The organism is Bradyrhizobium sp. UNPA324, from assembly GCF_006658635.1.
Taxonomy (GTDB): Bacteria; Pseudomonadota; Alphaproteobacteria; order Rhizobiales; family Xanthobacteraceae; genus Bradyrhizobium; species Bradyrhizobium nanningense.
The window spans coordinates 2551018-2575661 of the sequence record NZ_LFJD01000004.1 but is presented as its reverse complement, the minus strand read 5'-3'; the positions used below and the strand labels follow the sequence as shown (position 1 = coordinate 2575661).

The 24644-nt window shown below is 65.6% G+C and carries 22 protein-coding genes; 9 read left to right on the top strand and 13 right to left on the bottom strand.

The window, feature by feature from the left end; translation table 11 throughout:
• Positions 1–145: 145 nt before the first annotated feature.
• Positions 146–2056 (bottom strand): propionyl-CoA synthetase, encoded by a 1911-nt coding sequence (locus UNPA324_RS12625; RefSeq protein ID WP_141934815.1) that lies wholly within the window; start codon positions 2054–2056, stop codon positions 146–148.
• Between the two features lie 299 nt (positions 2057–2355).
• A complete protein-coding gene (locus UNPA324_RS12620; protein WP_164936237.1) occupies positions 2356–3120 on the bottom strand; it encodes a hypothetical protein in 765 nt (254 codons plus the stop codon).
• 94 nt (positions 3121–3214) lie between these two features.
• On the opposite strand from UNPA324_RS12620, the gene UNPA324_RS12615 reads away from it, so the two are divergent.
• Both UNPA324_RS12615 and UNPA324_RS12610 read left to right on the top strand, forming a co-directional pair.
• Positions 3215–4792 carry a cation:proton antiporter gene (locus UNPA324_RS12615; protein ID WP_141934814.1) on the top strand — a complete coding sequence of 526 codons (1578 nt, stop codon included), beginning with the start codon at positions 3215–3217 and terminating at the stop codon, positions 4790–4792.
• 119 nt (positions 4793–4911) lie between these two features.
• Positions 4912–5682 carry a hypothetical protein gene (locus UNPA324_RS12610; protein WP_141934813.1) on the top strand — a complete coding sequence of 257 codons (771 nt, stop codon included), beginning with the start codon at positions 4912–4914 and terminating at the stop codon, positions 5680–5682.
• A 59-nt stretch (positions 5683–5741) separates the two neighbouring features.
• Here the strand turns inward: UNPA324_RS12610 and UNPA324_RS12605 are convergent, their stop codons facing one another.
• The 5 genes from UNPA324_RS12605 to UNPA324_RS12585 all read right to left on the bottom strand — a co-directional run bounded on the left by UNPA324_RS12605 (position 5742) and on the right by UNPA324_RS12585 (position 11123).
• On the bottom strand, positions 5742–6548 hold the full coding sequence (locus UNPA324_RS12605; RefSeq protein WP_128919295.1) for an SDR family NAD(P)-dependent oxidoreductase: 807 nt from the start codon (positions 6546–6548) through the stop codon (positions 5742–5744).
• 90 nt (positions 6549–6638) lie between these two features.
• Complete coding sequence (locus UNPA324_RS12600) at positions 6639–7052, bottom strand: DUF1850 domain-containing protein (protein WP_128919294.1); 414 nt, start codon at positions 7050–7052, stop codon at positions 6639–6641.
• Positions 7013–9127: a TRAP transporter permease gene (locus UNPA324_RS12595; RefSeq protein ID WP_181769379.1), complete on the bottom strand. Its 2115-nt coding sequence runs from the start codon at positions 9125–9127 to the stop codon at positions 7013–7015. The genes UNPA324_RS12600 and UNPA324_RS12595 overlap by 40 nt, the downstream gene beginning before the upstream one ends.
• Before the next feature lie 226 nt (positions 9128–9353).
• Entirely contained in the window at positions 9354–10301 is a 948-nt protein-coding gene (locus UNPA324_RS12590; RefSeq protein ID WP_141934812.1) for a TAXI family TRAP transporter solute-binding subunit, read from the bottom strand.
• Between the two features lie 342 nt (positions 10302–10643).
• On the bottom strand, positions 10644–11123 hold the full coding sequence (locus UNPA324_RS12585; RefSeq protein WP_164936234.1) for a hypothetical protein: 480 nt from the start codon (positions 11121–11123) through the stop codon (positions 10644–10646).
• Positions 11124–11319: 196 nt separating this feature from the next.
• On the opposite strand from UNPA324_RS12585, the gene UNPA324_RS12580 reads away from it, so the two are divergent.
• Complete coding sequence (locus tag UNPA324_RS12580) at positions 11320–11637, top strand: hypothetical protein (RefSeq protein WP_128919291.1); 318 nt, start codon at positions 11320–11322, stop codon at positions 11635–11637.
• A gap of 172 nt (positions 11638–11809) precedes the next feature.
• Here UNPA324_RS12580 and UNPA324_RS12575 read toward each other — a convergent pair whose 3' ends face one another.
• Positions 11810–13027: a hypothetical protein gene (locus UNPA324_RS12575; RefSeq protein WP_141934811.1), complete on the bottom strand. Its 1218-nt coding sequence runs from the start codon at positions 13025–13027 to the stop codon at positions 11810–11812.
• Positions 13028–13080: 53 nt separating this feature from the next.
• Complete coding sequence (locus tag UNPA324_RS12570) at positions 13081–13707, bottom strand: NUDIX hydrolase (protein ID WP_141934810.1); 627 nt, start codon at positions 13705–13707, stop codon at positions 13081–13083.
• 70 nt (positions 13708–13777) lie between these two features.
• Between UNPA324_RS12570 and UNPA324_RS12565 the strand changes: the two genes are divergently transcribed.
• From UNPA324_RS12565 to UNPA324_RS12545, 4 genes are all read left to right on the top strand, one after another.
• A complete protein-coding gene (locus tag UNPA324_RS12565) occupies positions 13778–14203 on the top strand; it encodes a PaaI family thioesterase (RefSeq protein WP_164936233.1) in 426 nt (141 codons plus the stop codon).
• 346 nt (positions 14204–14549) lie between these two features.
• Positions 14550–15572: an aldo/keto reductase gene (locus tag UNPA324_RS12555; RefSeq protein WP_181769378.1), complete on the top strand. Its 1023-nt coding sequence runs from the start codon at positions 14550–14552 to the stop codon at positions 15570–15572.
• Between the two features lie 17 nt (positions 15573–15589).
• Complete coding sequence (locus UNPA324_RS12550; RefSeq protein WP_141934808.1) at positions 15590–16903, top strand: tetratricopeptide repeat protein; 1314 nt, start codon at positions 15590–15592, stop codon at positions 16901–16903.
• Positions 16904–17098: 195 nt separating this feature from the next.
• Positions 17099–17695, top strand: coding sequence for a hypothetical protein (locus tag UNPA324_RS12545; protein ID WP_181769377.1), 597 nt, complete (start codon positions 17099–17101; stop codon positions 17693–17695).
• 46 nt (positions 17696–17741) lie between these two features.
• On the opposite strand, the gene UNPA324_RS12540 is transcribed toward UNPA324_RS12545, so the two are convergent.
• Together UNPA324_RS12540 and UNPA324_RS12535 are read right to left on the bottom strand one after the other, a co-directional pair.
• Positions 17742–19301 carry an oleate hydratase gene (locus UNPA324_RS12540; RefSeq protein ID WP_141934806.1) on the bottom strand — a complete coding sequence of 520 codons (1560 nt, stop codon included), beginning with the start codon at positions 19299–19301 and terminating at the stop codon, positions 17742–17744.
• Positions 19302–19397: 96 nt separating this feature from the next.
• Positions 19398–21224 carry an AMP-dependent synthetase/ligase gene (locus UNPA324_RS12535; protein WP_181769376.1) on the bottom strand — a complete coding sequence of 609 codons (1827 nt, stop codon included), beginning with the start codon at positions 21222–21224 and terminating at the stop codon, positions 19398–19400.
• Positions 21225–21556: 332 nt separating this feature from the next.
• Between UNPA324_RS12535 and UNPA324_RS12530 the strand changes: the two genes are divergently transcribed.
• Both UNPA324_RS12530 and UNPA324_RS12525 read left to right on the top strand, forming a co-directional pair.
• Positions 21557–22126 (top strand): cysteine hydrolase family protein, encoded by a 570-nt coding sequence (locus tag UNPA324_RS12530; protein WP_128919282.1) that lies wholly within the window; start codon positions 21557–21559, stop codon positions 22124–22126.
• Between the two features lie 167 nt (positions 22127–22293).
• Entirely contained in the window at positions 22294–22602 is a 309-nt protein-coding gene (locus tag UNPA324_RS12525; RefSeq protein ID WP_164936231.1) for a hypothetical protein, read from the top strand.
• 34 nt (positions 22603–22636) lie between these two features.
• On the opposite strand, the gene UNPA324_RS12520 is transcribed toward UNPA324_RS12525, so the two are convergent.
• On the bottom strand, positions 22637–23908 hold the full coding sequence (locus UNPA324_RS12520; protein WP_141934804.1) for a flavin monoamine oxidase family protein: 1272 nt from the start codon (positions 23906–23908) through the stop codon (positions 22637–22639).
• An 8-nt stretch (positions 23909–23916) separates the two neighbouring features.
• Positions 23917–24627, bottom strand: a complete 711-nt coding sequence (locus UNPA324_RS12515) for a RibD family protein (protein ID WP_141934803.1) — start codon at positions 24625–24627, stop codon at positions 23917–23919.
• Positions 24628–24644: the final 17 nt, after the last annotated feature.

Below are 24644 nucleotides of genomic sequence, written 5' to 3'. Positions count from 1 at the left end.
CGGGCCTGTTTAGCGCGGAATGAGGAGAATGTAAGTCCCGAACGCCGTTCCCCGCTCGCTGTTATCACCCGCCTTCGCGGGTGATAACAGCGGAGGCTGGGCCGCGCCGTCGCGCCTCACTGGCCCGGCGACCGAAGCACAAGCCTCACACCCGCCCCTTCAGCGCCTCGCCGATCTCGTCGAGCGCCTTGGGATCCTCGATCGTCGCCGGCATGGTCCAGGACTCGCCGTCGGCGATCTTCTTGATGGTGCCGCGCAGAATCTTGCCGGAGCGCGTCTTGGGCAGGCGGCCGACGGTGATGGCGAGCTTGAAGGCGGCGACCGGGCCGAGCTTGTCGCGCACCAGCGCGACGATCTCCTTCTCGATCTCGGCCGGGGCTCGCTTCACGCCGGCCTTGAGCACCAGGAAACCGCAGGGCACCTCGCCCTTGATCGCGTCCTTGACGCCGAGCACCGCGCATTCGGCGACATCGGGATGCGAGGCCAGGATCTCCTCCATGCCGCCGGTGGAGAGCCGGTGGCCGGCGACGTTGATGATGTCGTCGGTGCGGCCCATGACGAAGACGTAACCGTCCTCGTCCTTGTAGCCGGCATCCGAGGTTTTGTAATAGCCGGGAAATTCGCTCAAATACGCTTCCTTGAAGCGCGCATCCTGATTCCACAGCGTCGGCAGGCAGCCAGGCGGCATCGGCAGCTTGATGACGATCGAACCCATGGTGTTGGGCCCCACCGGCTTCGCCGCCTCGTCGACCACATCGACCTGGTAGCCCGGCATCGGCACCGTCGGTGAGCCGTGCTTCACCGGCAGCATGCCGAGTCCGACCGGGTTGCCGGCAATGCACCAACCGGTCTCGGTCTGCCACCAATGGTCGATCACCGGCACCTTCAGCTGCACTTCCGCCCATTCGACCGTCGGCGGATCGGCCCGCTCGCCGGCGAGGAACAGGGTGCGGAATTTCGAGAGGTCGAATTGCCGGATGAATTTTCCTTCCGGATCCTCTTTCCGGATCGCGCGGAACGCGGTCGGCGCGGTGAAGAACGCAACAGCCTTGTGCTCGGAGATCACGCGCCAGAACGCGCCGGCGTCGGGCGTGCCGACCGGCTTGCCCTCGTACATGATCGTGGTCGCGCCATGCAGCAGCGGGCCGTAGACGATGTAGCTGTGGCCGACCACCCAGCCGATGTCGGAGCCGCACCACCACACCTCGCCCGGCTTGACGCCATAGAGGTTGAACATCGACCATTTCACCGCGACGAGATGGCCGCCATTGTCGCGCACGACACCCTTCGGGATGCCCGTGGTGCCCGAGGTGTAGAGGATGTAGAGCGGATCGGTCGCGGCAACAGGCACGCAAGGTGCCTTCTTGCCGTCATTCAGCGCCTTGCGGCGCAGGCTCGCCCAATCGTAGTCCCGGCCCGGGGCCAGATCGCAGGTGAGCTGCGGACGTTGCAGCACGATGCAGGCTTTCGGCTTGCTGCCGGCCAGCTTGATCGCTTCGTCGAGCAGCGGCTTGTACTGCACGATGCGGCCGGGCTCGATGCCGCAGCTTGCTGAGAGAATGAGTTTCGGCTGCGCGTCGTCGATGCGGGTGGCGAGCTCCTTCGCTGCGAAGCCGCCGAACACCACGGAGTGCACCGCCCCGATCCGCGCGCAGGCGAGCATCGCGACCACGGCTTCCGGCACCATAGGCATATAGAGAATGACACGATCACCCTTGGCGACGCCAAAATCCTGCATGATTGCGGCGAGCGCCTGCACCTCGGTCAGCAGTTCGGCATAGGTAAATTTGGTAACGCTGCCCGTCAGCGGCGAATCGTGGATCAGCGCGACCTGGTCGGCGCGGCCACCTTCGACATGGCGGTCGAGCGCGTTGTAGCAGGTATTGACGACACCGCCGGCGAACCAGCGGCCGTAGGTTCCTTGGTTGGGATCGAAGATCGTCTTGGGCGGCTCGACCCAGTCGATGTCTTTCGCCGCCTCGGCCCAGAAGCCTTCGGGGTCGGCGAGAGAGCGCGCATGGACCTCGTGATAACGACTTTTACCGTCGATGTTCATTCCCGCGCTCCCATTCCCTTTATTCGCCTGGCCCGAGCCTCGTGGCAGGACAGGCGTCCCGCCATGACCAGGATCAATGCCGGCCTTGCTTGAGGGCTATTTTCCCGGGAACGGGCCGCGGTTCAAGCTGAAAAGGAGGGGGCGTGTCCCCCTCTCCCCGCTTGCGGGGAGAGGGTCGGGCTGAGGGGGGAGTCTCTTCGAGGACGGTGAGGGTTGGACTCGCGGAGAGTCCCCCTCGCCCGGATTTTGCTGGCGCAAATTCCGGCCTCTCCCCGCAAGCGGGGAGAGGCGAAGAAGCCTCAATACCCGTCCACGCCGTTGATCTGTTGCAACCTGTCCTGCATCGCCTTTTTGAGATCAAAGCCCGGCCGGCCGTATCCGGCGTTCCTGCGCGCGATGAAATCGTCCTGCTCGCGCTGGATCTTGCGCGTCTCCGCCGGGCTCTGGGCTTCGCGGAGCACGCGCAAATGCGATCCGTAAATCTCGCGGTCGAGATCGGCGAGCTCGCGATTGCCGCAAATCGCTTTTTCGACCGCACGGCGCGCTCGCGCGCAATTGAAGCTGGGCTTGCCGGCGACGGCCATCTGCGCGCCGATCCGCTCGATCTCGCGCGCCATCGCCTTGTGATTGGCCTTGGCCTTCTCGTGGTTCGGATCGATCTTCAGCGTCGCGCCGAAATCCTGCACCGCCTTGGGCTTGTCGCCCTTCTTGAGCCAGAGCTCGCCGCGCGCATTGAAGATGTCGGCAAGTGTGGGATCGAGCGAAAGCGCGCGGCTGTCGTCGGCGATGGCGCGGTCAATCTGATCGTGCCGCGCATAGAGCGCCGCGCGCGCGATCAGCGCCTTGACCAGATCCCCCTTCGCCGTCTTCTCATTGTCGATTACGGCGGCGCAGGCCGTGGCGACCTTGTCCATGTCGTCGGCGGCAGTCGCAGCAAGGCAGGACGCGACGTCGACCTGGATCAGTGCAGCCGGCTCGCCGCCGGTCGCAGCCTGGGCGGTGGCGAGCGAGAGCGCGCAAAGCAATAATGCACCTGACGATTGAATGAGTTTTTGAAAACGCATGCTCGTTGCAGTCGGTAATCTTGCTTTCGATCTTGCCCTTAAGTCGCGCCTCGGGGCCGTACTATCCATCATACGGCCGGATTGGTGCTAGCTTGTGGCGGCGCTCACATCGGTTTCGGGGATCATCGTGTCGACATTCGAATGGATCATCGTGCTTCTGCTCGGCGCCGTTGCCTTATCGGCGCTGGCGCGGCGGATCAAGGTCCCCTACCCGACCTTTCTCGCCATCGGCGGCGCCCTGATCGCCTTCGTGCCATCAAGTCCGTCCTGGACGCTGCAGCCCGACCTGGCCCTGGCCCTTTTTGTCGCACCAGTTCTGCTCGATGCCGCGTTCGACACCTCGCTACGCGATCTGCGCAACAATTGGGTTCCGGTCTCGACCCTGGTCGTCGCCGCGGTCGGCCTGACCACGGCCGGCGTCGCCGTTGTCGCGCACCGGCTGATGCCCGACATGCCCTGGGCCGCCGCGGTTGCGCTCGGCGCGATCGTGGCGCCACCCGATGCGGCCGCCGCGGTCGCGATCCTGAGCCAGGTCAAGCTGCCCCACCGCATGGTGAAGGTTTTGGAGGGCGAGAGCCTGCTCAACGATGCCAGCGCGCTTCTGATCTATCGCATCGCGGTCGGCGCCGTCGCCACCGAGCACCTGACGTGGGGCCAGGTTGCACCGACCATGGCGCTGGCCCTGGTCGGCAGCGTCGTCGCCGGCCTGCTCGCCGGCCGCATCATTCCGCCGATCATGGGGCGGGTGACGGAAGCCCCGAGCGCGATCATCGTGCAATTCGCCACCACCTTCATGATCTGGATCGGCGCCGAGCATCTCGGCCTCTCCGGCATTCTCACCATCGTGGTCTATGCCATGACGATGGCGCGCTCGGCGGGGCTACGGATGCCGGCGCGGCTGCGGGTGCCGTCCTACGCGGTCTGGGAGACCATGGTGTTCGTGCTCAACGTGCTCGCCTTCATGCTGATCGGCATGCAGATGCGGCCGATCTGGACGCGCCTCGAGGCAGACGTGCGCTGGGAATATTGCGTGGCCGCGGCCTGGATCCTCCTCACCGTGGTGCTGGTCCGGCTGCTCTGGGTGACGTTCTACCGCACCACCTTGCGCGTGCTGGTCGCGCAGGGGATCTATCATCCGAGGGACCCCAGGGCCGTCGCCTCGCCCAAGGGCGGCCTCATCATCTCCTGGTGCGGCATGCGCGGCCTCGTGACGCTGGCCACCGCCTTCGCGCTGCCGGAGAATTTTCCCCATCGCGACTTCATCGTCTTCATCGCTTTTGCGGTGGTGCTGGGATCGCTGGTGATCCAGGGCCTGACGCTGCGGCCGCTGATCCTGGCGTTCGGCCTCAAGGACGACGATCCCGTCGGCACCGAGGTCGCGCAGGCGCGCGCCGTGGCCTATCGCGCAGCGCTCGATGCGATCGAGAGCGATCCGTCCGAGGAGGCGGAGATCCTGCGCCTCGAATATCGCGCCATCCTGATGCAGGCCGAGAACGATCCCAAGGGCGGCATCGCCAATGGCGAACTGCCGGCCGATCCCCTGCGCCGCCGCGCCATCGACGCCGCGCGCAAATCGATCTTCCACCTCCGCGCCACCGAGGTGATCGGCGACGACGCCTTCCATCGTCTCGAGGAAGAGCTCGATCGGGCCGAGTTGAGCGCGGGGGGCTGAGGCTGCGAGGCTGCTGACATAAACTCGATGTCGTCCCGGACAAGCGCGCCGCAAGCGCGCGCCGATCCGGGACGACAGCGGCGTTTGAACCAAATCCCGCCTCCCCAGACTCACTCCTGATGACAACCCTGACCGACGACCGTCGTGTACGCGCGCGTGATGCGTCGCCTGCACGATATTTTTATCTGCACATGGCCCTGGCCTGCGCGGCCACTGCGTTTCTCGGTTTCGCGCCGACCTATTGGATGCCGCTCGCCCACCGGACGCTGTCCGCAAGCCCGGTGATTCATTTTCACGGATTCTTGTTCTTTACCTGGTCGCTCTATTTCGTGCTGCAGACCTGGCTCGCGGCCTCGGGCCGGGTGGTCAATCACCGCTCGCTCGGCATCGCCGGCGTATCGCTCGCGACCGCGATGACGATCTTCGGCTTCCTCGCCTCCGTCCACGTGATGCAGCATTCCGCCGCGCTCGGGCAGCGCGAGGCCGGCATCGCCTTCTCGATCGTGCCAATGAGCGGGATCGCGTTCTTCGCGATCGTGTTCCTGCTCGCGATCATGAACACGCGCAGACCCGAGATTCACAAGCGGTTGATGCTTCTGGCCGCGGTCTCGATCCTCGATGCCGCGATCGCCCGCTGGTTCCTGACCTTCCTCGCCCCTCCCGGACCGCCCGGCCCACCGCCGGTGCCGGTGACGATCGCGCCGGCCGTCGTCGCTTCGCTCCTGCTCGTCGTCGCCATGGTGCGCGACTGGCGCACTGAGGGCCGCGTGCATCCGGTCTACATCACCGGCACGCTGGCGCTGCTGGCGGTGAAGGTGCTGAACTGGCCGATCAGCGAGACGGCAGCGTGGCATTCGTTCGCCGGCGGGATATTGGCGCTGGCGCAGTAATCACCATTGTCGTCCCGGACAAGCGAAGCGCAGATCCGGGACGACAGCGGAGATTGAAGCTAAGCCCCCGCCTTGCACGTGATGCCGCCGTCGACCACGAGCTCGATCCCCGTCACATATTTCGACTCGTCCGACGCCAGGAACAGCGCGGCGTTGGCGACGTCGAAGGCATCGCCCATGTGCCCCATCGGCACCTGCGCGTCGCGGGCGCGCCACATCGCTTCGACGTCGCCCTTGGCGTAGCTGGCGGCAAGGCCCGCGGAATGTTCGACCATCGGCGTCTTCATCAGGCCGGGCAGGATCGCATTGACGCGCACATGGTGGCGCGCGAACTCGATCGCCGTGGTGCGCGTCATCTGGTTCATCGCCGCCTTCGACGTGCCATAGGTGACGTACGAGATGCCCATGTGCCGGATCGAGGCGATCGAGGAGATGTTGATGATCGAGCCGCCGCCCTGCTTCACCATGACCGGGATGACGTGCTTCATGGCGAAATAGGCGCTCTTGAGGTTGACGCTGAAGACGCGGTCCCAGCTCTCCTCGGTGACCTCGACCACGCTGCCCATCTCGGCGATGCCGACATTGTTGTCGAGCACGTCGATGCGGCCATAGGCCTTCAGGCAGGCCGCCACCATCGCCTCGATCTCGGCAGGCCGCGAGACGTCGGCGGTAAACGCCGTCGCCTTGCCGCCCTCGCCGGTGATGATCTTCGCGGTCTCTTCGGCCGCGGTGCCGTTGCGATCGACGCAAAACACCTGGGCCCCCTCGCGCGCAAAGGTCACGGCAGTGGCCTTGCCGTTGCCCCAACCGGGCCCGATCGAGCCGGCCCCCACCACCATCGCAACCTTGCCCTTGAGCCGATCCATTTTGTGTCTCCTTGTTTATTGTTCTTGTAGCCCGGATCAGCGCAGCGATATCCGGGTTGGCATTTCCGGATGTCGCTTCGCTCATCCGGGCTACGGATCACTGCAAATCTTCATCGTCGTGACGTTAGCACCAATGGGATGCCCGACAATCTCCGACAGCGTCCGGCACTTGCCCTCATGACACAGCCGCCATTCGCCGGCCGCGCCGGAATTGCCGAGCACGACCTCCTGCATGGCGGCGCGCTTCGGCTGCCACTGAAACCAGCCGTCGACCAGCCGCGCCTCGGGCGGCGGCTCCATGCCGGGGCCGGTGCCCTTGATTCGGGCCTGCACGAGTTCGAGGCCGGCGGGCGTGACGCGCCAATCCTCCTGCCAGTCGACCTTCGCGATCGAATGCGTCCATGCAATCGTGAACGCGGACAGCGCCAGCGTCTTCACGCCGAAGGCCGTTGCGAAGCAGAGGCTCACGCCGCCTCGACCGGCGCCGACGGACGCTGCCGCCATTGCCACAGCACGAGCGCCGCAGCGAGCACGAAGCCGGCGGTGTCGCTGAACGCGAATTCCCCGAGCAGGCAGAATGCAGCGCCGAGCGCGACCAGGCGCTCGATCAGGCTCAAGCGCGTGAACAGGAAGCCGATCGCGACCATGCCGAATAGGCCGATCGCCACCAACGCCTTCAAGGCCGCCAGCGCCACCGCTCCGTAGAAGCCGAGCTTGGCCGCCATGGGATCGCCGGCTTGCAGCATCAAGGCCGGAGAATAGACGAAGATGAAGGGGATGACGTAACCGGCGAGCGCGATGCGCATCGCCTCCCAGCCGATCTTGTCGGGATTCTCCTTTGCGATCGGCGCCGCCGCGAGCGCCGCCAGTGCCACCGGTGGCGAGAGGTCGGCCATGATGCCGTAGTAGAACGCGAACATGTGGCTCGCGATCAGAGGCACCCCTAGCTTGGCCAGTGCGGGCGCGGCGAGCGCGGCGGTGATGATGTAGGTCGGGATGGTCGGGATGCCGGTGCCGAGCAGGATCGACAGCAGCATGGTCATGATCAGCGCGAGGAACAGGCTCTTCTCGCCGAGCCCGATCACCCAGCCGCCGAAGATGGTGCCGACGCCGGTCTGCGACATCATGCCGATGATGACGCCGACGATGGCGCAGGCCATGCCGACGGTGATGGCGGATTTGGCGCTCTCGGCCAGCGCATCGCGGCAGCCGCGCAACGCCGCAAAGCCGCCGCGGACGAAGGCGGTGATCACGATCAATCCGACGACGACGCTCGCGACCGGCACGATCTTGAGGCCGTCACGCGACAGCGCGGCGACGACGAGTGCAAGCCCGATCCAGAAGATGTAGCGAATGATTGTCGCCGAGGCGCCGGCCGTGATGCTGGTGCCCAGGATCAGCGCCACGGTCAGCGCAAGACCCATGCTGCCGGCATAGAGCGGGGTGAAGCCCTCGAACAGCATGTAGATCAGGGCAGCGAGCGGCAGCACCAGGTACCAGCGCGTCACCAGCGCCTTCCAGGCGCTCGGAATCTCCGAGCGCTTCATGCCGGTGAGACCGTGCTTGCCGGCCTCCAGATGCACCATCCAGAACGCGGACGCGAAATAGAGCATCGCGGGAATCGCAGCCGCCTTGACGATCTCGGAATATTGCACACCGAGCGTCTCCGCCATGATGAAGGCGACCGCGCCCATCACCGGCGGCATGATCTGTCCGCCCATCGACGCGGTGGCTTCGACGCCGGCGGCGAAGGCGCGGCGGTAGCCGAACCTGATCATCAGCGGAATCGTGAACTGGCCGACGGTGACGACATTGGCGACGCCCGACCCGGAGATCGTGCCCATCATGCCGGAGGCGAACACGGCGACCTTGGCGGGTCCGCCGCGGGTGCGGCCGAACAGGCCGAGCGAAACGTCGGTGAACAGCTGGATCATGCCGGCGCGCTCCAGGAACGAGCCGAATAGGATGAACAGGAAGATGTAGGTCGCCGAGACGTAGATCGGCACGCCGTAGAAGCCTTCGGTGCCGAACGACAGATGCGTGACGATCTGGTCGAAATCATAGCCACGATGGTTGAGCGGCGACGGCAGATACTGGCCGAAGAACCAGTAGACGAGGCACGCGCCGCACATCAGCGGCAGCGCCGCGCCCATCAGCCGCCGGGTACCTTCGAAGATCAGCACCGCCAGCAGCGTGCCGACCACGAGATCGAGCCGCGTCGGGTCGCCGTCGCGCGCGATCAGGTCGGCATAGAAGATCCATTGGTAGAGCCCGCAGAGGAAGCCGGCGCCGCCGATCACCCAGCCGAGCGCGCGGCCGGCATTGCTCTTCGCGGTGAAGTTCGCGATCAGGCCGAAGGTGAGCAGGATCAGAAATCCGACATGGACGCCGCGCACCACCTGGCTCGGAAGATAGTTGAAAGCCGCGACATAGAGCTGGAAGCTGGCGAAGGCGATGCCGATCCAGTAGGCGAGCGCGCCCCACCAGCCCGGGCCGAACCCTTCCGGAAAGCCATGCTCGAAATTGTCGAACTCGACCTTGATGGGCGCAGCTTCAGTGCCCTCTGCCTTTTCCAGCATCTAAATCGTCCTTCGCCGTCGAGCGCTCATAACTTGGCACGGTCTACCCGCGCCGTCATGCCCGGGCTTGTCCCGCCTGCACGGCCGAAGCCGCTTCGGCGAGGCGAAGGCCCGGGCATCCACGATCTTTCTCGCCTGCCCATAGAACGTGGATGGCCGGGCCATCTGTGCGAAGACGCGCTTCGCGCTAATGCCCGACCATGACGTCCGATGACGAGAGCCGATCCTACTTGATCAGCCCTTTTTCCTTGTAATAGCGGATCGCGCCGGGGTGCAGCGGAACCGGGCTGCCGCTGGCTGCGGTCTCGAGCTTGATCTCCCTGCCGGCCGCGTGCGCGTTCTGGAGCTCCGGCAGCGACTCGTAGACCAGCTTGGTCATCTGATAGGCGAGATCGTCCGATACGGCGGAGCTCGTGACGAGATAGTTGATCACGGCCGCCGTCGGCACGTCCTTGTCCTGGCCGGTATAGGTATTGGCCGGAATGATCGCGGAGACGAAGGGTGGGCCGATCTTGTCGACCGTCTCCTTCGGCACCGACACCACCGTGATCGGGCTCGATGTCGACAGGTCCTTCAACGAGGCGACGCCAAGCCCGGCCGATTGCAGCGTCGCGTTGAGCTGCCGGTTCTTCATGAGGTCGACGGATTCGGCGAATGGCAGATACTCGACCTTGCCAAGATCCCTGTAGCTCATGCCGGCCGCGGCCAGGATCGCGCGCGAATTCAGCTCCGTGCCCGACTTCGGCGCACCGACCGAGAGGCTCTTGCCCTTGAGGTCGGCCAGCGTCTTGATGCCGGACTCAGCGGTCGCCACGATCTGGATGTAGTTCGGATAGATCGCGCCGATCGTGCGCAGCTTGTCGAGCTTGGTCTTGAAGCCCGCTTCCTCCTCGCCGTCCCAGGCGGCCTTGAGCGAGTCGCCCAGCGTGAACGCCAGCTCGCCGCGGCCCTGCTGCAGCAGGATCAGATTCTCGACCGACGCCTTGGTGGCCTGCACCTGCGTCTTCACGTTCGGGATCTTGTCGCCGTAGATCTTCCCGATCGCGACCCCAAGCGGATAATAGACGCCGGAGGTGCCGCCGGTCAGCACGTTGATGAAGGATTGCGCCTGCGCGCAAGGTGCCGACGCCGCCAGAGCAAGAGCCGCGGCCGCGCCGAAAATGGTTCGTTTCATGGTTGTTGTTCTCCCCAAACCGGCCGCGAAATTGGCCGGATGAGGCATGCGGGTCAACCCATCCAAAAGACAAAACAGGACTGCAGTAAATGGCCGATCCGGCTCGATTTTTCGGGAACTTCGGGCTGCGGCGACGTGGCGCAGTTGCTGACTTGCGTGAGGTTCGATCACGCGCGCGGCTGGCTCGGTCACCTCGCCCGCTTGCGGGAGAGGTCGCGCCGAAGGCGCGGGTGAGGGCTTTCTCCTCTAGGGGATTGTCCCACTGCGGAGACACCCTCTCCCCAGCCTCCCCCCGCCAGCGGGGGAGGGAGCGCACCGTCGCAAGCCCTTACTGGCAAGCCCTTACTGGAACGTCATGTCCAGGCACTTGGAGATGTCGGAGCCGAGGCCGGAGGAGATGATGATGCAGCCGCGCACCTTCTGCGCGCCGACGTCGGCGGCCCACACCGAATAGCCGCCGGGGCCGAAGAACGAATTGGTGTTCGGCGGCTCGGTCTCGGTCACATCGAAATCATACTTGCCATCGGTCTCGAAGATGCGCGGCTTCTTGGTGCAGCCGCCGTCGGTCTGGACGTTGATGACTTCCTTGTTGTCGCGGGTCAGCGCCAGCGAGACCTGGCAGCGGAAATATTCCGAGGTCTTGGTGTTGAAGAGATAGGTGTAGGACTTGCAGGTCGCCGTGTTCAGCTTGCCCGGGGCAAGGCCGCGGCTGCACGAAATGCGCTGGTTGTGGCTGAGCTGGTAGTCATCGGCCCGGGCGGCCGGCGCCAGCGCCGTCAACGACAATGCAGCAGCCCAGCAAAGTTTAATCACATGGCGCATCCGAATCATCCCTACCCATAATTTTGTCGAGTTGCGTTCTAGACGGAAAGCGGAACATAGTCGCGAGGGGACGAAGGGAAAATCACAACCTGCTGGGCAAGACGTGATGCGCTGCGGCGCTTTCGCAAATTGACCCGGATGCACCGTTCGTGATTTGTTCAAGCCCGACGCCCCCAACGACGGGGAGGATGGGATCATGGCCTTTTCAACGAAGACATTTGCACTTGCTTCGGCTGCATTCGTAACGCTGCTCGGCGCGTTCGCCGCGCCCGCATGCGCGCAAGCCACGGCAACGCCGTGGGAGCTCAAGCCCGACATGGGCTATGCGTATGACAGGGACGGCAAGACCTATTCCTACAAGATGGGCACCAGCAATGCTGGCGAGTTGCTGAAGGGCGCCAAGAAAGTGCCGAGGGGCACGCTGTTCTTCATCGGCCAGAACGGCCAGCTCTACATGCGCAGCGGCCCGTATCTCGAAGGCGACGGCAAGTTCAAGTTCGGTCCGGATCAGTAATCGCTTTTTGTCGTCCCGGGGCGCGCGAAGTGCGAACCCGGGACCCATAACCCCAGGAAGCAGTTGCGGCGCGAAGCTGGTAACCTCGAGTCTTCGCCAAATCTGATTCCGTGGTTATGGGTCCCGGATCTGCGCGCGCTTTAGGCGCGCTTGTCCGGGACGACACCGATATCTAAAACGCCGCCGCCAATTCCCTTGCGCCGGGTTTGCCGCTGTTCGAATCCATCCGATCGTCCGTCACCGCCAGCAGCTTGGCCACCGTGTTGTGGCGGATCGCGACCGGATTGCGCTCATAGCCGCCGCGCTGGAAGAAGTTCGAGGTCGGCACCTGCTCGCGCATCGCCTGCGGCATCGTCACCATGTCGAGCCCGGTGCCGTCACCGGTGAGATTCATCATCTCGAGCTCGGCGGCCGTGAGTGGACGGGTGTAGCCCTTGGCGCGGGCGAACAGCACCGAGGTGAGCAGCTTGTGGGTCTGCAGCATCGGACCGACATCGATGTCGAGCACCATCGCATGCATGGCCCAGCCCTGCGCGGTGTTGCCGATCTTCTCATGCTCAGACCAGGTGTCGGGCACCGCCTTGGCATGCGCGACCATCTTCTTCAGCACGACGAGCTTGTGCTCGAGCGCCTGGCGCGCCGGTCCTGATGTGCGCGCAACTTTCTCGGACAGCGCGCGAACGAGTTCGTGTCCCTGCTCGGCCAGCAGCTCGACGCTGTTGGTGGTCAGGAGTTGGTTGTAACCCATCGCGGTCGAGATCGCGCGCTTGCCGCCATGCTCGATTCCTGCCTGCACGTCGTGGCTGCCGGTGCCGCCGGTCTCGAAGGCGTAAACCCGCACGGCCTGCTCGCGCGTCAGCCCGGAGGCGAGCGCGTAGCGCGCATAGGCGCGCTTGAACTCGGCCTCGCTGGACGGGCGCTGCGGCGTGAACTGGTAGAGCTCCTGCGCCGCGCGCAGGAAATCGGCAACGACGGGAATCGGTTTGCGGGGCGGCCGTTCCGGCGTTTCCTCCGGCTCCGGATTCACCGGCTTCTTCGGCCCGTTATAGAGCGGCGGATGCTCCAGCACGTAATCATCGAGCGTCACCTGCTGCCCGCTGCGCCGCTTGGCATTGCGGGTCTTCCGCTTCTCCGAGATCTGACTCCAATAGGCACCGGCCTCGGCATCGAAGGCCGCGCGCGCCGCCTGATATTCCGCGAGCTTGCGGCGATATTCGAGCACGGCGGGCGAGGCCCCCGCGCTTTGCGCAAAAAACTGCGACAGCAGCTGGGCGTTGGCATCGCGGACGGCCGGCGGCAGCGCGTCGGCCTCGCCACTGCGGGCGGCCGGTGTGATCAGGACAAGCGCAAGTGGAACCAGCGCCAATTTGTTTCGAATCGATCGATGCATGCCGTCCTCTTAGCAGGCATCCGGTAACCGTCACGTTAACGCGCCGTTTACCATCACTTCCAGGCGAACACCGGCTGTTCCAGGTCGGTGACGCGGGTGTGCCGCCCCGCCAGCACTTCACGGAACTGGTAGATCAGGGCCGCCGTCGGCGCGTGGATCAGGCTCATCTGATGATGGAACCGGATCACGCGGCGGGTACTTTCGGGGATCGCGGTGAAATCGAAGGCGTCGTCGTGCTCGATCGTATCGAGCGCGATGCGATGGACGGAGGCGACCTCGTCCGGGTTCGGCGCGATCGCGGCACTGTCAGCCGCCCAGACCACGACCGGCGTGATCAGATAGCCGGAGCGGGTCGGATAATCGTCGAGCAGGCCGAGCACCGCGTCGGCTGAAAGCTTGAGCGCAAGCTCCTCGTCGAGCTCGCGCAGCGCCGCCTCGACCGGCGTCTCGCCGGCATCGCAGCGTCCGCCGGGCAGCGCCCATTGGCCACGATGCGCACGCAGATGAGAGGCACGCCTGGTGAGCAGGAAGGCGGTGTCGTCACCGTCGCTGGATTCGGTCAGCGCCAGCACCACCGCGGCGCGCTTCAGCGCCGACGGCTCGGCCTCGCCAGGCAGCCGCGCGAAGGACGCGCAGGCAGCTTCGATATTCCGTCTGGTGGCATCGTCGAAAGGTCTCATGGTGCTTGACTACACCAGGACTGCATCTGATGAAACGAGGAGAGACAGCGCTGCAGAGATGGACGGAGCGATGACGAGCAAGGCCGCCGCAAGGCTCAAATCAGAGGGCTGGAGCATGCTGGAGACGACCGGCTTCATGCACCTGATCGGTCCGTTGTGGGAGCGCAAGGTCGGCGGCCATCACGAGTTCGCGCTCGCGACCGAAGACAAGCACCACAACCGCCGCGGCATGGTGCAGGGCGGCGTGATGATGACCTTCGCCGACCGCACCTGCGGCATGACCGCCCGCTACGTCTCCGGCAAGGAGTTCATGGCGACGGTGCAGCTCGACACCCATTTCGTCGAAGCCGGCCAGATCGGCGACATCCTGATCTCCCGCCCGCGCGTGGTGCGCTCGACCCGCAGCCTGATCTTCATGAGCACGGAGGTGACGGTCGACGACCGCTGCATCGTGATGGCGAACGGCGTGTTCAAGATCCTGAAGGGGCCGGGGTAAAGGGGAGGCGTGGTCAAGCGGTCACCATCGCAGTCACACACTCCACTGTCGTCCCCGCGAACGCGGGGACCCATAACCCCAGGGAGGAGTGGTGGCGCGAAGCAGGCCACTCCGAGTCTTCGCCAAACAATTCCCTGTGGCTATGGGTCCCGGATCTGCGCTTCGCTTGTCCGGGACGACGAGAGGAGATTGGGCGGCCTTCCTCTCCGCGTCATTGCGAGGAGCTCTTGCGACGAAGCAATCCAGCAATCTTTCCGCGGATGCATTTCTGGATTGCTTCGCTGCGCTCGCAATGACGGAACCAGGCGGCTATGCTGCCCTCCATAAAGATATCGAGGACCCGCCCATGCAATACCGCCAGCTCGGCCGCACCGGCCTGAAAGTGTCGCCGATCTGTCTGGGCACCATGATGTTCGGCGGGCCGACCGATGAAGCCGCATCAAAGCGGATCATCGACAAGGCTCGCGGGGCCGGCATCAACTTCATCGACACCGCCGACGCCTATTCGAAGGGCGCATCCGAGGAGGTCGTCGGCCGCGCCATCGCCAGCAACCGCCACGCCTGGGTGCTCGCGACGAAGCTCGCCAATCCGATGAATACTGGGATGGGTGACGATCCCAACCGGGTCGGCCTGTCGCGGCGCTGGGTGCTGCAGGCTGCTGACGAAAGCCTGAAGCGGCTCGGCACTGATCACATCGACATCTACTATCTGCACAAGGAAGACCATTCGACGCCGCTGGAGGAGACGGTGCGCGCGATGGGCGATTTGATCCGAGCAGGCAAGGTGCGTTATTTCGGCGTCTCCAATTACCGCGCCTGGCGCGTCGCCGAGATCTGCAACATCTGCGACCGGCTCGGCATCGACCGTCCGGCGGTGAGCCAGCCCTATTACAACGCGATGAACCGCATGCCCGAGGTCGAGCACTTCCCGGCCTGCTCTTATTACGGCCTCGGCATCGTTCCCTACAGCCCGCTGGCGCGCGGCGTGCTCACCGGCAAGTACAAGCCGGATGCTGCCCCCGACCAGGAGACGCGCGCGGGGCGCAACGACACCCGCATGATGCAGACCGAATGGCGGCCGGAATCGCTTCAGCTCGCGCAGGAGATCAAGGCGCACGCGGAGAGGAAGGGCATCGCCGCCGGCCAGTTCGCGGTTGCCTGGGTGCTCAACTCAGCCTTCGTCTCCTCGATCGTCGCGGGGCCCCGCACCGAGGAGCAGTGGGACGGCTACATCAGCGCGCTCGACTATCGCTTCACCGCCGATGACGAGGCACTGATCGACCGGCTGGTCGTGCCGGGCCATCCCTCGACGCCGGGCTACAACGACCCCGCCTACCCGATCGAGGGCCGCCGCGCGCGGACGGCGTGAACTTTCGAAAGACGACGATGGCGCACGAAGACCGCTACGGCCTGCCGCTCTCCACCGCATCCGATGCGGCTGCCGGCGCTTATCGCGACGGCGTCGACCTCATGCTCTCCGGCTGGACCGGCATGGCGGAGACGCTGGAGCGCGCGATTGCGGCCGATCCCGATTTCGCGCTTCCCCATATCGCCCGCGCCCGCGTGCACGCCTTCTACCAACAGGGCGATCTGGCACGGAGCAAGGCGGCGCTCGCGCGCGAGCTGGTCGCAAGGCGCGGCACGGAGCGCGAGCGCTCGCATGTCGAGACGCTGGCGCTTGCGATCGAGGGCCGGCTGCACGAGGCGATCGCATCGACGCTGAAGCACGTCGAGAACTGGCCGCGCGATGCCCTGGTGCTGTCGCTGCCGCTCGGGGCGTTCGGCCTGTTCGCCTTCTCCGGCATGGCGGACCACGATCGCGCGCGGCACGAGCTGTGCGAGCGCGTGGCGCGGCATTACGGCGAGGATTGGTGGTTCCTCACGATGGCCGGCTGGGCCATGACCGAGAATGGCGACGTCGCACGCGGCCGGGCCGTCACCGAGCGCGGCTTCAGTTTGCGCCGGGCGAATGCCCACGCCGCGCATGCGGTGCTGCATGCGATGTTCGAGGACGGCTCGATCGAGGCGGCCGATCGCCTCGTCGACGACTGGATTCCGTCCTACGACCGCGCCGGAATTTTGCACGGCCATATCCGCTGGCACCAGGCGCTCGGCGCGCTCGAGCAGGACGATGCCGCGCGCGCCCTCGCGATCTATGCCGACGTGCTCCGGCCTTCCGCCACACAGGCGCCGCCGCTCAACGTTATCACCGACGCCGCCTCGCTGCTCTGGCGCCTATCGGCGTACGGCCACACCGTGCCGAAGACGTTGTGGCAGGAAGCGGACGCCACCGCACAAAAACTGTTTCCGAAGTCGAGCCTGTCCTTCGCCGACGTCCACATGGCCCTGTTCGCGGCGGCGACGCAAAACCACGCGGCGCTCACCGCACGCCTTGCGACGATCGAGCAGCGGCTCGCCGAGGGCAAGCTGCCGGCCGGCCCCGTCGTGCCGGCGATCTTCCGCGCGCTGGCGGCCTTCGCGGACGAGGATTACGCCTCATGCGCGCAAACGCTCGCGCCTGTCCTCACCGAGGTCGTGCGGATCGGCGGCAGCCACGCCCAGCGCGAGCTGGTCGAGGACACCTACATCATCGCGCTCATGCGCAGCGGCGAGCTGCCCCGCGCCCGTGCCCTGCTGGACGCCCGCCTGCACCGCCGCCCGTCCCTGCGCGATGCGCGCTGGCAGACGGCCACGGGCTAGCTCTGCCACGAAAAAAACACCGGCCTGGCGGCAAGTGCCGGCGGGACGGGTTGGGCGATGTGGGCGAATCGCCCTCGGGATGGCGCGGTGGTATTCCAGACGGGTCTTGCAGAACAAACGGGATCGCAACTAATTTGCGATTCGATGGTTGTGGGATGGAACCGGTTCACGGTTCTCGGGCAGGTGAGCCTTCCGATGCGCCTCTGCAGACCGCTTCCGGCCGCAGCGCTGGCCTTGGCCGCCACCCTTGCCGCTGGGACAAGTCCTTGTTTTGCCGAGACTTCCAAACCAATCCCGGTCAACAATCCGGCGGCGCAGCAGAATACCCTCATCGACCTGTTGGCGCTGATGTCCGGCCACTGCAAGACGTTCAAGGTCGCCGGCCGCACCTTCGCCTGCAAGACGGTGGCCTACGCCCATGGCGACAAGGGCCGGGTCAATTTCGCGGTCGCGGTCGACGATCCCTCCGACGACAGCCACGTCGTGTCGTTCTCGGGCGAGAACGGCAAGCGCGCCGACGACAATTCCTACGAGCTGCCGATCGACCGCATGCTGCTCAACTCCAAGGACCGCCCCAAGGTCGACGGCCTGCCGGTGCCGGCCGAGCAGACCTCCACCGGCCTCTGCCGCCAGACCGGCAATTTCGCCGCCAAGAAGGTAACTGACGTCACCTGCTCCGCCACCGACAGCGAGGGCCGCCGCTACGAACTGCTGTTCGTCTCCGACGGCACGCCGGTCAGCGTGCGCCGCATCCGGCAGTCCTCGCCCTCGATCCAGGATCCGTTCAAGTAGCTCTTCTCGCCTCTCCCCGTAAGAACGGGGAGCGGGAGAAACAACTTCACGCGAACGCCTTTTCCAGCGTAGCGAAGATCACCGCGAGCGACTTGTCGTGCCGCGTCACCGCCGGCACCGGGCGATCGATCTTCATCAGCTGATAGACCGCCATCTGCGCCGCCCGCACCGAATATTCGACGGTGAACACGACGTCGTCGGGGATTTCGACGAACTGGCTGACGAAAGCGAGATTGACCGAATTCTTCGGCACCGGCAGCGGCCGGTCGGCCCAATTGCGCGGCATGAACATGCTGGTGATGTAGGGCATGCGGCAGGGAATGCAGATCGCGTCCTCGAACACGCCCATGTCGAAATTCAGGTGGCCACACAGCTCCTTCAGGATGTCCGCGCCGCCGCAATCGGACATCGCCTTGCCGACGAAATTGCCGACGCGGTCGGGATGCAGCGCATAGCCCCAGAACACCTGCACGTTGTTCGGCTGTCCTGCGAAATGCGGCTGGTGATAGAGCACGACCGACATCAGCCAGTTGGAATCCTTGAACGTCACAAGGCCGCCGGTGCCGGCCCTGTTGCCGGAGAACGCCTCCATCCGATCGAAGAACAGCGGATCGCGGCAGGTGACGGTGAAGGACAGCCAATAGGATTCGGGGATCGAAGTGTTGAAAGCGGAGGGATTGCCGAATTCGGGACGCCCCTGCGCGATCGTCTCCCACAACGTCCAGCCCTGACTGTCTTTCTTGGTGAGACGCGACGGCGGCTCGGTCATCGAGCCCAGGCTCGAGGCGTCCGTCATCGAGCCGTTCTGGAAGAACACGAGATCGCCGTCCTCGAGCAGGACATTGGCGGTGCGGCCGTCGCGATCGAGCACGAGCTGGCGCACCCGCAAGCGTCCGCCGTCGCTTTCGATCGCCATGTCGGTGACGCGCGTGCCGCGCACGAATTGTACGCCCTGGCTCTTCAGCCAGTTGGCGAGCGGCCGTACGATCGCATCGTACTGGTTGTAGACGGTGCGCTTGACGCCACTGAGCGTCTCGATGCGCGGAAACTCGTTCATGAAGCGGTGCAGATAGCGCTTCAGCTCGACGGCGCTGTGCCAGGGCTGGAAGGCGAACGTGGTCTGCCACATGTACCAGAAATTGGACTCGAAGAATTCCGGCGAGAGCCAGTCGGTGATGCGGCTGTTGCCGAGCGCCTCTTCCGAGGCCTCGGTGAGTCGCACCAGCTCCAGCCGGTCGCGCGCGGAGAAGCCCATATGCGAGACGTCGACCTTGAAGCGGTTGCGATCGACCAGCCGCGCCTTCGAGTGTGCCGGATTCTCCACGTTGAAGGCGATCGTCTCGTCGCGCACGCTGAGGCCCGGATGCTCCAGCGAGGGAATGCTCGACAGCAGGTCCCAGGTGCATTCGTAATGGTCGGTGGTGAGCATGCGGCCGCCGCGCAGCGAATAGGCGCCGTTCGCGAGCTGGGCGCCGTCGAGGCTGCCGCCGACCAGCGGCTGCGCCTCGTAGATCACGATGTCACGCCCCCGCTGTTGCGCGTCGCGGATCAGGAACGCCGCGCCCGCGAGCGATCCGATGCCACCGCCGATGAAATACGCCTTCATGACCTGCCTCGATTTCGGTTCGAATGTCGCGGCGACATTGCATCGCGCAGCAACGGCCGAGATTGCGCTGGATCAAGCGCTGCGGGACCGGCGAAATCACGTGGCCGTTATCGGCGCTGGCTTCTTGGCATAGACGTGCTCGATCTCGTCCGCGAAGCGGCGTTCGAGCGCGGGACGCTTGTTCTTCAGCGTCGGCGTCAGCAGGCCCGCCGCGATGGTCCACGGGTCCAGCGTCCACCACACCGCGCGCGGTGTCGCGTAGGACGGATAGGCCTTCACGGCTGCCGCTATTCGCGCCAGCAACGCGGCCCGTTCCGCCGCGCCGCCTTGCTGGCCGCGCGCCGCCAGCCTTTCCTTTTCCTCCACCCAGGCTTTGGCATTCAGCACGACCAGCGCGGTGAGGAACGGCCGCTGTTCGCCGACCACCAGCGCTTGCTCGAACAAGGGATCGGCGAGGATCGCGGTCTCCAGATCCACCGGCGCGATCTTCTCGCCGGTGGACGTGACCAGGATGTCCTTGATGCGGCCGGTGATGGTGATGCGCCCAGTCTCGATGCGGGCCTGGTCGCCGGTATGCAGCCAGCCATCGGCGTCCTTGACGCGGCGCGTCTCCTCCGGCTTGTGCCAGTAGCCGAGCATCACGCTGGGGCCGCGCACCAGCAATTCGTCGTTCTCGCCCAGCCTGACCTCGACGCCGTCGAGGACGTGGCCGACCGAATGCGGATCGTTGTCGTCAGGGGTGTTGACGGAGACCACCGGCGAGGTCTCCGTCATCCCGTAACCCTGGAGGACGTCGAGCCCGAGCGCGAGAAACAGGCGGATGACGGGCTCCGCGATCGGCGCGCCGCCGGAGACCGCGACGCGCAGGCGGCCGCCGAGCTGCGCCAGCACCTTGTCGGCGACGAGGCGCTCGAGCAGCGGCCAAGCCAGCCGGTCCAGCAGCGACGGCACGCCATGCTGCTGCCGCGCGTCGAAGCGCCGCCCGCCGACGGCGATGGTGAGGTCGAGCAGCGCGCGCTCGATCCAGCTCGCGGATGCCCGATGTTGCACGATCAGCGCGTAGATGCGCTCGTAGATCCGCGGCACCGAGACCAGCACCGTCGGCTGCACATGCTTCAGATCCTCCGAGAGTTGCGGCACCGAGCGGGCATAGGCGACACAGGCGCCGACCGCGATCGGGAAGTAATAGCCGCCGGTGCGCTCGAAGGTGTGCGAGAGCGGCAGGAAGGACAGGAAGACGTCGTGCGGTTCGGCTTTGATGCGGCGCGCGATCGCCTTCACATTGGCGACCACGTTGCCGTGCGACAACATCACGCCCTTCGGCCGCCCGGTCGTGCCCGAGGTGTAGACGATGGCGGCGAGATCGTCCGGCTGGACCGCGACGTCGGTCAGCGGCGCGCTTACGCGGGGGGCTTGTGCGAGCCAGTGGTCGAGCCCGACGATGCGCGCATCCGGTGTGATGAGCCCGCCCGCATCTGCGCAGACGATGCGCTTGAGATGGTCCAGCGGCTGTCCGGTCGCCACGATCGCCTGCCAGCGCTCCAGTGTATCGACAAACAAGAGCAGCGCGCCGGAATCGACCAGGACGTAGGCAATGCTGTCGGGGTTGTCGACGGCGTGCATCGGCACCGGCACGAGGCCACGCGACAGCGCCGCCTGGTCCATGGCGATATGCGCAATGCCGTTCGGCATCAGGATGGCGATGCGTTCACCTGGCGCGAATTCCTCCGCGGCGAGCGCCCGCCGCCACAGCTCGAATTCCGCATCGATCTCGCGCCAGGACTGGCTGACCCAGCGCTGGGCGGTCGCGTCGAAATGGCGATAGGCCTCCGCTGCCGGTGTCGCCTCGACCCGCCAGCGCAGGACCTGCGGCAGCGTCTTGATCTCGGCAAGACCGTCCGGTTGACTCATCGGCCCCGGCATGGCGTCCTCTCGCATCTCATCGATTCCCAACCATTTGGTGCCTCGACACTAGGCCGGCCAGTCCTTGCCGCTTTGATCCTCAGCAAGGCGGCCGCAACTCACCCTCGCGTCCCGGACGCGGTGCGGCGCGTAGCGCTGCGCCGCAGCGCCGGACCCATACTCGCAAAGAGCCTTCTGGCGATATGGGCCCCGGCTCTGCGGCGCACCGTCGAAGAGACGCTGCGCCGCGTCCGGGGCACGAGTGTCGTCGCGAAACGAGGGAAAATCGGCATTGCCTGCCGTCTCCATTACCTCGCACATTCCACTCGACAAACCCATTGAGAAATCCGCTCATGACCAGCCCCCTCCCCGCTCTCATCGTCGTCGACGTGCAGCGCGCGTTCGACGAATGGGAGGCGGCGGGAAAGCGACGCAACAATCCGGATGCGGTGGCGCGGATCGTCGATCTGCTGCAGACGTTCAGGGCGCGCGGCGCGCCGATCTTTCATATCCGCCATGAGGGCACAAAGCCGAATTCGTCGTTCCTGCCTCAAAGCTCCGGCTATGCCGTCAAGGACGAGGCGCGCGAGCAACCCGGCGAGACCGTCATCGTCAAGCGCGTCAACAGCGCCTTCATCGGCACCGACCTGGAGCAGCGCCTGCGCGCGGCCGGCATCGGCACGCTCGTGATCTGCGGCGCCACCACCAATCATTGCGTGGAGACGACGACCCGGATGGCCGGCAATCTCGGCTTCGACGCGCGTCTCGTGCGCGATGCGACCTGGACGTTCGACCGCATCGGACCCGACGGCGACAAGCATTCCGCCGAGGAGATCCATGCGATGACGCTGTCGAACCTCGACAGCGAGTTCGCCAGCATCGTTACCACCCGTGACGTGATCGCGTCATTCGCGGCCAAGTGATGGCAACGACGTGATCGATACCGCCGATGCGACAATAAATCTCACGACGCAGGATCATCCGCCTTTCGAATCGCATGCCGCGCACTGCGTCGTTTCGACGCCCGCAACGTCCTGGAACACAGCCGACGCCCATCTGTTGTCCCACGACATTCAACTGGAGTGATAACATGAAGTATCTCATTGTCGCGATGGCGGTCGGAGCTGCGGCGCTTGCCGGCGGATCGGCGGCGAACGCGGCCGGCAATTCGAGCGCGAAGCAGAGCGCGCAGGAAAGCCAGACCACCGACATCAGTGCACACCGCAGGCACCATCACTGGCGTGGTCACCATCATTGGCGGCATCACGGCCACTACCGGCCTTATTATCGAAGCTACGGCTATTACCCGCGCCACCACGGCTATTACGGCGGTGGGCCGTACGGATATTATGGCGGCGGCCCCAGCGTGACATTCGGCTTCGGTGGCAGCCGCTGGTGAGCCACGAGGCCCGCAGAGATGCGGGCCTTTTATCTTACCTCCGCAGGATCAGCCCCGCCGTCTCCAGCCCGCTCGCCAGCGCCGCTTCCACCGTGCCCATGTCGGGGCCGCGATAGAGCGCTTCGCCCGAGAACGACACCAGGCCGTCGGCACGCGCCAGAATCGCCTGTGCCGCGCGCGTCCGCGGTGTCGCCCAGGAATAGGCGCCGCGGGCAAAGGGATCGTGCGCCCAGTTGGTCGCCGATGCCGCCACGAGCTCGCCCGCGACGTCCTCGCGCGGCAGCTTGAAGATGGCGGCGAGCGAACCGAGCCCGGCCTCGATCAATCCTTGCGGATCGAGGCTGTCCAGCTCCAGCGTGCGCGGGCCGCCGAACCAGCCGGTGAGCACGGCATGCTGGCTCGGATATTGCGTCCACCACACCGGGATCTTCTGTTCGGACAACAGGAAGGTCATGTGCGCGAGATCCTGGTGTCGCTCGCGCCACCATGGCCGCGCGAAGCGCAGCAGGATCTTGATGACATTGCCGAAGCCGATGTCATCAGTGACGGCAAGCCTCGCACTCGCGCTCGCCGGCAGGGCTATCTCGCGCAGCAGCGGCAGCGGCACGGTGAGGATCACGCGGCTGCAGCCATGCACGTCACCGCCGGCGCAGCGAACGACAGCCTCGCGGCCGTCCTCCTCGATCGCCGACACCACGCAGCCAAGATGGATGGTGACGCCGTGCCGGCGGCAGTCCGCCACCAGAAAGTCGACCAGCGCGCCATAACCGCCATCGATGCGCGCCTGCGGAGCATGCCCGCCATCCATCCATTCCTCGCGCAGCGCCAGCGTCGAGGCGCGCTCCGGGTCGGCCGCGTCATAGCCCTCGACCATCCGCTCGATCGAATGGCGCATCGACGCGGAGTCATTCCCGGCAAAATGCCGGCGCAGGAACTCGGCGACAGGGAGATCGTCCTGCAAATCCCTCAGCAAGGCTTGGAGTTCGGCCTCGTGCGGGTCGTCGCGCTCTTCGCGCGAGAGCCTCGCCCCGTCAAAGCTCCACTGCTCGCCTTCGATCTCCTGAAGCGAGAGCCCGGCCTCGCGCAGCAATCCGCGCGTGACCGGCGCCTCGCCATGGACGAATTCGGCGCCGCCCTCGGCGGGATAGCCGAACTCCGAAAGCGGCAGCTGATGGATGCGGCCGCCGCAGCGCGCGCGTGCCTCCAGCACCGTCACCTTCCGGCCAGCACACGCCAGCTCGCGCGCCGCCATCAGGCCTGCCGCGCCGGCACCGACGATGACGATATGCTCTGCCATCTCGGACATGGCCGGCTTTACCGGCTCGCCGCTTGCGGATCGTTCCTGATCAGGTAGCGCAGCAGCAGCACACCGCCGCCGAGGTCCCGTGTGCTCTCCAGCGTCATCGCCGCGATCGGCGCGCGCTTGTCGCTGTCCGCCTCCGTCGAAGAGAACACGAAGGGCGCGCCCATGGCGCCGTCGATCGCGGGGCTGAGGATCAGGTTGAACTCGTCGATCAGGCCGGCGCGCAGGAACGCGCCATTGGCGACGCCGCCGCCCTCCACCAACAGACGCTTCACGCCGGGCTCGCGGTTGAGGATGTCCAGCGTCAGCGCCAGGTCGATCTCGGACTTGCCGGCGAAGATATAGGACACGCCCTCGCCGCGCAGCCCTACGAGATGCGAATCCGGCACGCTCTCGGTCAGCACGACGACGATCGGGTCACCGCCGATGTCGGCGCGGCCCCAGCCGATCTTGCCCTGCGCATCGAGCACGACGCCATAGGTCTTGGCATCGCGTCGCGCGAACCAGTTTTCGCGCGGAAATGTCTCGCGCGTCTCGGTCGGGTAGGGCTGGCCCTTGGCGAATTCCGAGCCGGTGACGCGGCCGATCACCCAGGCATCGCCGCCGAGCTCGTCATGGATCTTCTCGAACCAGTCGGTGCCCGCTCCCTTCGGACGCCAGCGGCTGGGGTGCGTGCGGCCGTCGAGGCTGGAGTGCATCAGGCAGATGACGTAGGGCTTCATGCAACTCTCCGTAATGC